Raw genomic sequence first — 7,571 nt, forward strand, 5'->3', positions numbered from 1 at the left:
AGAGGGAAGCAATTTGGCTAGTGAGTTGGTCTGAATAGCCGCAAACTATATGTAGTTTGTCTTTATATAAAGATAAGCACGTTATCTGAAATAGCTATTGTTCATTTCATAGAAAATGTTGTTCAAATCATCACTTTTTATAGATTGCGAGCAGATGGTATTATTGGATCAACTGGAGTATTAGCGTATATCCAATAAATTCTGTGCTGGGTATCCGCATCGGAATGGGTAATGCGCTCTCCCCAACCCTGTTGTAGAAAGGATTCCCGGAGATTATTTTAAATGCCGTTGATGGTTTTGTTTACCATACTAACATTAGTTGTGTAGCCCTCAGGACTCCTGGATTTTAAATAGTTATATATTTTTTCTGGATGCTATTTTTCATATCTGTCAATATTTTTCTTAAGTAAAAGATTAATTTTTATCATCCCAAACATTTTGCTCGACCTGTAACTTTTTAAAATAATTTATTTATATTAGTGCAAGCCAATTGACTGAAAGCCAAACAAGTCATTAAATTAAAATATTAAGTTATGAAAAGACCTTACCTAATTACCTTGTCATTGCTGTTATTGAGTAGCTTTTATATTATCGCGAACGGGCAGCAATCCAAAAACTCTTCTACAAAGATTGACTCTAATGAGTTTAAAAATAGTATCACCCCGCCATACAACCTATTCTATTTAAGTAAATATCTAAATAAAATAACGCTGAACCCCACTGAAAACGACTTGATTTACAGCAGCCTAGTAAATCTAGTTGGCAAAGATAAGCTAGATATAGTAAAAGAGGGTGAAAAGTATGGGTCTATTTACAGATTCAAAACGAGTTCTATTAATGCCAAAACAGACTTTGTAAGAAGATTATTAGAGTCTAAACAACATGAGAACAAAAATAAAGATTTGCAATCTCTCTCAAAATTACAAAAAAATAAAGATTTGGACTCTCTTTTAAAACAACAAATAGCATATAATGAGAATGATAGACAAATCACTGAAACAAAAAATAACATATCCCTTTTATCAAGTAGACAAAGGGAGCTAAAAATTGCTCTCGATTCCCTAAAGGTTTTTAAGGGTGGTGATTCTAAAGATTCAATTGATCTAATAAATAAATACAAAAACCTGCTTGATCATCAGGAAGCTGACATATATTCTTTAGAACTCTTAAATCAAAAATTAATGCGGAAAGATGCATCAATCAACAATGAGATTTTGAAAGCCAATCTTAAGATAGACGCAAATAGTACATTGATAAAAGGAATTTCTTCCAAAATGGATTCGTTAATTAAAAATATTGCCGAAAAATATCTAAGTGACGGAACTCTCTCGGCTAATATTAAAAATTATCTGGAGGGTAACCAACGTAGTCGACAGGAGTCATTACAGATCAATCTTACAACCTCAACCCAAAATGCGCAACAAAGTCTTAATTACACAGGGTTAAGTATTCCCTCACAGTCTCAAATGATAGACGCTATGGCCATGTTTCTGGCGAAAAGAGCAAAACAGGAGGCGGCAATATGGTTTATGGATCAATTGCGCAAAAGAGTAAATAATCCTTTGATATATGATGTTTTTCCAGCTACAATTGAGTTGTTAGACGGACTCTCTGACTACAGAACCGCCAATTTTGGCACCTCTTGGCGATACGCCATCTCAAAAGATTTTGTAGAAATGCCTCGAAATGTGTCCAAAAGTAGCTGGACAAAACAATTTTTAACTACAGAAAATGCGGCAAACCTAGAGACGGCCGTAGAAATGGGCTATAATATTGATGGGTTGATTAAAGCGCGATATAATTATAGGGATATCATTCGTCAACTGTACCTTAATCCAACTTACAGTCCTGATCCTAATATATCAGTTAACAATACAAGAGGTATAAATAAACATGCACAAAATATTATTGCACTACTTTACATAGCAACTAATGAGTTATTTACGATTACAGATAAAAATAATTACAGGCTTCTTACATATGAAGAACTAAAAACCTTGGATACAGAGCAATGGAAAATATTTATTGAACTCCTCGACTTAAAATATGGTAATGTATTTGATAATTTACCTGGTATCAAAAATGCGATCAAAAATAAGGATAAAGTGATCGCTTGGCTAAGTCCACTTTTATTATCGTTAGGTCAATTCGATAAGATCAATTTGGAACAGCAAGCCTTGATTGAAAAAAATAAATCGGATCAAATGAACCAATCGCTTTCTAATACATGGAGTATACTTGGACAAGTGATCGCTAATTTTGAAAATTATCCATTTGGGATCAGTGAGAAGCAAGGTGTCAACAATTATTTGGCGAACATCAAAAACGTTTTTGATATTATAGAAAACATTCAGGAGAAAAATTTCGTTGCCGCTGCACAAAATACTTTGGGATTGGTTGATTCATACTATAAAATAGGCTTTTCTCAAAATCCTATAGATATAACTGCGTTAAAAAGTTTCTCTTTAAAAAAACACCCGGAGAATAAGTATGAACTAGATTACGACGCAAATAATACACAACTTACAATTAAGATTAATGATAATAGTACGCCAATAGAGAAAGAAGATTTGGAATATATTAAGTATCTGGGTACAAATCTACAGCGTCTTGATGAAAACGATCGATCAGGTTTCATCACAACAAGTAAAGAAACTATTAAAGGAAAAGAGGTGCTAACAAAGTTAGAACGGCTAGATAGCTTAAATAATAAAGATTTGATATATCTCATTAATCGAATTGCGATTTTCAAAATCATTTCAGAAACCAATAAACCAATTCAGCAGACCGCAGCGTTAAATTTATTTTCAGCTTCAATTCCCCAATTGAACACGCTTGCCTCAGCTCTTCCAAAGTTATCAGGAATGTCCTACGCTAACGAATTGATCAAACTGTCGGGATTTTTTGGCGATGTCATTGCCTCGTCATCTTCAGCCGAACTGGCGAATGTAATAGAGTCGCATGCACTGCCTCCGACTTCTTACAAATTAAAAAGGAAAATGTCTTCGTCTGTAGATTTGAATGCATATGTGGGGGCCTTTGCAGGAAGAATTGTTCCAATTGGAAACTCTTCATTAAACTGTAAATGGACGGGTGGCATAACTGCCCCAATAGGTGTCACCATACGACCTGCAGGTAACTTCTTCAAATATTTCAATTTCAACGTGCAATTGTTGGAATTAGGAAACCTCGTCAATCACTATCTAATTACTCCAGACTCAGCCTACAATAAGGAAGTCCATTTTAGCGAAGTTTTTAGTCCAGGAGCTAACATCCTATATAATATTAAAAATACGCCTTTCGTAGCATTCATTGGGGGAAAATTGCTCCCTTTAAAAGCGTATTATGATGAGGGACTGAAAAAAAGATTTAATGATAAGGCTTTCGACGCTGCGATATTTAGCATCGGATTAAAAATTGATATTCCTCTTGTTAATCTACATTCTGGGGAGTGATGTGCTTATAGTCAATTTTAAAATACAAGCCTGAATTTAAAATTATAATGACCGGTATCTCTATTCTTCTTTGAGTGCTCATAAAACAAAAAGAGCTTCCCTCGAACCCGCAGAGGGAAGCAATTTGGCTAATGAACTGGTTAACTTAGCCGCAAACTATATGTAGTTTGTCTTTACATAAAGATAAGCATGTTATCTGAAATAGCTATTGTTCATTTCATCGAAAATGTTGTTCAAATCATCACTTTTAAGAAAGAGTTGCCCACACCTCCCTACAAGTAACCATTCAATTTACCATATTTACTTTAAATAGCCAATATGCCAGCTATTCTTAATTTAGCTAAAATCTCATTTATCTTTGATTTATTAACATTTGCAAGAGTTATAGCTGAGATTTCGTCTGTAGAGTCCGGAGTTGTAATATTGGTTATAGATGCAGATTGAAGAACAACACCTCTTCTAGAAGATGTTGCACTAGGAACAGCAAGAACCCATTGTGTACCATTAAACCATATTAGCGATTCTAAGTTAGTATCAAAATATAATTCACCTGTCAATGGAGATATAGGACGTTGTGCTGTTGTTCCATAAGCAGATGGAAGTATTCTTTTCCAAGCAAGTCCTCCAACACATTTATAAAGTATTCCTAATATCGTATCGGTACATAAATCACCTGCTCTCCCATTATAGTAGCCATTAGGGTCTTTGTCACTCCATATCATTGCCCCCTTTTTGTTGCCCTCTCCTATGTATGATTCTACCCTTGCACGATTTGTAGTGGTAGTTTGAAGAAAAGAGGTGCTTACATACCCCGTATACTGGGTGCCTTCAAATATATTACCCGTTGATTCAGTACTTAAAAATAAAGCTACTGTACCGCTTCCTGTACCAAGAATAAATTTATTATTCTTAAATTCAGAATTTGAGCAAGGGCGCCCGTTTGTTGTTTGTATAGATAAGATTGCGTTTGTAGTCGTACTATTGATAAAAGTATTATTGTTAAATTTTCCTCTGTCCGAAGAAGAGACAATAGCGGGATATCCTATACATCCATCAAAATAATTACCACTGACCTCCCAATCTGTGGAGTTAACATTGACATTGTAAGTCGAAAACCCGTCTACACACCCAAAAACATTATTATTTAATACTTTTGCTATTCTAAGTTGCTCTATATTTAAGCCTTTAACGCTAGTGTATATATTATTGGATTCAATAATGTAATTATAACCTTTTTCAGCATGTATCGCTGTATGGCCTGAATTTGATACTGTACATCCCTTTACTATTACATCATTGCAATTGGCAAAGGCAATCCCAAAACCACCTGCAAAATCAGGAGTTGGCCGTATGGTCCGTTGTATGATAAGATTTGTTATTCTAACAGTTTTAAACCCATTATCAGGGGTATTAATTAAAAATCCATCACCTCCCCATGTCTTGTCTAATATTGATATCGTTGAATCGGTTACAAAAACTCCTTCACCAATAACTTGGCCCGCATAATTAACACCATCTACTGTACGAAAATCAGAGCCTTGTTCTCCAACTGCATCATTGTATTGAAAACCACATCGGAATAATGGCGCATAATACTTATCTATATAAACATTACTGGCCAAGGTATTACAGAAGATAGCAAGTCCCGGATTATTTCCTAAAACTTGTACATTCTGTATTCTAACGTTTTTACAAAGGTGTAGCCTCAATGCTCCTAATTTCTCCTGAGTATCACATAATATATTTAAATCTTCAACTTTTATATTCTCTCCAGTCAACCAAATAGTATCATATTTATTTGTTGATCCCAGAACAATAGATCCGTTTCTGATAGACGTGTTATTTTTCGTATTATATCTAGTATTAATATTAAATGTACGACCATTTAAATCAATATTTGGTGATGGGTATAAATTAGTAATTATCTGAAATATATCAGAACTATCACCTATAGAATTGGCTCCAAAATAACCAGGGAAAATACTACCCACAAATTCATGTACTAACTTAATTCCACCTACTGATACTACAGAACCTCCGTTATCAGATTCTGTTGAGTCTGATAAGTAATAAACAATAGGTGTTGGTGTATCTCCTTTTTCATAATATCCCAATAATTGCACGCCGTCATAATTGCCGTTCTGTAATGCCGTAATTTCAGCGGCAGATAAGCCTCGCATAGCTGCCATAGTCTCTTTAATTAAAAATTGATTTGCCATATTCTTTTGTTTTTATGTGTATAGCAAAAGTATGGCTGCTACGGGGGGTATCTAAGGAAAACAAGGTGTATGTAAGCGGTATCGGGGAGATACCGAAAATACAGATTAAGGGACTTAACGATTTATTATATTCCATCTATGGGAACGCAATAAATACATCCGAAAATAAATTTTGAACCGTCAAGATTTTACGTAATTTAGGCGAATTCAAATTGATGGAATAAGCCCTATAATGATCAACTAAATATAAGCTCACATGAGCGAATCATAACAATGAAATTTTTCAAAATAATGATCACCTCCCTATTGTTTTTCATTGGTGGGCTGATCCTTCTGTATAAAAGTAATAGAGAACGATCCGATTACATCAATACAACAGGAACAATAACTTATTTTTCAAAAGAGTATAAAGAGTTTCCCAAGAGATTCCGTGGAAGCTACAGATATCTGAAAATTGACAGCTACCCCTATGTTTTCGAGATTTACGAGCCAAATAGTGTTAGAAACCTACAAACGATAGATGATCTCCGTGTGGGTGATAATATCGAAATATACTACAGCGAAAACTCGGATACACAAGTGACGGGCATTAACGATAATGTCGAGTTTATTGATTATCAAAGTATCCCCTTTTTCATCAACATTCGATTTGAAGATATGTTCAGCTATATATTTATCGGGTTCGGGGTTATGATAGCAATATTAGGTCTAAATATCAAAGTAAATAAGTATCTCATCTCGAAGGGGTATCGTTAATTGTATGGTGCTCCCGTAGCATATTAACAGTGTTGACGAATGAGATAAGCATGGTCATGACAGCCTATCAATCAAAATTAGTAGTAAAGCCCTAAATAACTGATGTCACGCATGGCTTTAATATGAAATTTAATACAATTAATTTTCTTGAACTGTGGAATATATAGTTACTTTGGATAGACCACCCCCAGTTTGGGCATTAACCTCACGAAAAGCACTTTTGTCAACTTGTTCAAAGGATTATACAACATTGGATTAAGATGCGTAAAATACTCCTTTCGATAACAGTATAATTTACTGCATTATTTTAAGATCCCGAAATACCTTTTTGGTAATTTCCTTCCTACAGCTGGAAAAATCTGATCTATTGAATTTACGGTCCTGTATAAGTCGTGTCGCGAAGAAATACACATTTTGACCAGATTCAAGGTATCCTACCCACCATCCTGTGTTCGTATTATGCTCCCTTGTCCATCCAGTTTTTGACCGTATTATAAAGTCTTTTTCTTTCTCTGTTATCATTACCTCTTTGACAATGTTCATATTTCGATTGGAAAAAGGCAAATTCCCCTCATATAATCGTTTCAAAAATTCAACCTGTTTGACAGGAGAAATACCCATTGCTCCAAAATTCCAAAAATCTTCTCCTTTTTCAGTGAGATCGGCATTTCCATAGCCGGATTCTCCTAAAAACTTTTGGTAGGTAGATCTGCCTATTTTCTTTGCAAGCTCAATAAAAGCCCAGCCTGCAGACATCTGAAAAGCTTCTTTTACTGAAATATCTCTGTAGATATCCGGACGATAGCCATATTTAATGGTATCTGTTGATCCCGGCCATTTCACCACAGCGTTTTCGGCTTTGATCGTATTTGTCTCTAATGCGATGAGCATATTGATGATCTTAAACGTAGATGCTGGTACACTTTCAACCTTGGAATCCGATGTATCGGATACAAACCAGATGTCATTTCTATTATCATAAATAGCTATAGTCCCTCTTACCCCACATTCCTTAAAATACTCCTGAATATTGGGCATTACAATTTTCGTACCTGTAGAAAATATCCCTTTTGTCTGTCCATTTACTCCAGAAACATAAAAGGCAGCTATAAACATCAACAGTGTAACTCTTAATATCATC

4 protein-coding genes are annotated in these 7,571 nt (G+C 34.8%); 2 read left to right on the top strand and 2 right to left on the bottom strand.

What is annotated here, in order from left to right; all coding sequences use genetic code 11:
* The first annotated feature begins 533 nt into the window (after positions 1–533).
* Complete coding sequence (locus tag HPC41_RS07720; RefSeq protein WP_172393453.1) at positions 534–3,455, top strand: hypothetical protein; 2,922 nt, start codon at positions 534–536, stop codon at positions 3,453–3,455.
* A gap of 305 nt (positions 3,456–3,760) precedes the next feature.
* On the opposite strand, the gene HPC41_RS07725 is transcribed toward HPC41_RS07720, so the two are convergent.
* Positions 3,761–5,674: a right-handed parallel beta-helix repeat-containing protein gene (locus HPC41_RS07725; protein ID WP_172393454.1), complete on the bottom strand. Its 1,914-nt coding sequence runs from the start codon at positions 5,672–5,674 to the stop codon at positions 3,761–3,763.
* A gap of 273 nt (positions 5,675–5,947) precedes the next feature.
* On the opposite strand from HPC41_RS07725, the gene HPC41_RS07730 reads away from it, so the two are divergent.
* Complete coding sequence (locus HPC41_RS07730) at positions 5,948–6,430, top strand: hypothetical protein (RefSeq protein WP_172393455.1); 483 nt, start codon at positions 5,948–5,950, stop codon at positions 6,428–6,430.
* Between the two features lie 294 nt (positions 6,431–6,724).
* On the opposite strand, the gene HPC41_RS07740 is transcribed toward HPC41_RS07730, so the two are convergent.
* On the bottom strand, positions 6,725–7,546 hold the full coding sequence (locus tag HPC41_RS07740) for a penicillin-binding transpeptidase domain-containing protein (protein WP_420240179.1): 822 nt from the start codon (positions 7,544–7,546) through the stop codon (positions 6,725–6,727).
* Positions 7,547–7,571 lie beyond the last annotated feature (25 nt).

The organism is Sphingobacterium prati (assembly GCF_013167215.1).
Classification (GTDB): Bacteria; Bacteroidota; Bacteroidia; order Sphingobacteriales; family Sphingobacteriaceae; genus Sphingobacterium; species Sphingobacterium prati.